This is a genomic window from Runella sp. R5_40 (genome assembly GCF_057652295.1).
This window is the reverse complement of the sequence record NZ_JBYFCH010000088.1, coordinates 1-320: the sequence shown is the minus strand read 5'-3', so window position 1 is coordinate 320 and position 320 is coordinate 1. Positions and strand designations below refer to the sequence as shown.

Below are 320 nucleotides of genomic sequence, written 5' to 3'. Positions count from 1 at the left end.
GCGAGTAATGACGCGGGCGGGAAAGAAAACAGTGCTTCTGACGATGCGCTCAACGGCGATGGCACGGGCACAGTGGGTAGTACGGATGCGGCCACGGACGAAGACGATGAAGACCCAGCGGTCATCACCGTGACGCCTGCACCAGTGTTTGACCTGGCTTTGAAGAAGACGTTGGCGGCGGGTCAGTCGGCAAGCGTCAATCCGGGTAATACGGTGAAATTTACCATCACGGTTTATAATCAGGGCAATGTGAACGCTACGGCGATTCAGGTTTCTGATTATATTCCAACGGGTCTGACTTTGTCGGACGCCAACTGGAC

Annotated in this window: 1 protein-coding gene; it reads left to right on the top strand. The window is 55.0% G+C overall.

Annotated features, from left to right (window positions below):
- On the top strand, positions 1–320 hold a 320-nt coding region (locus AC23N5_RS31525), incomplete at both ends, for a DUF7507 domain-containing protein (RefSeq protein ID WP_487758577.1).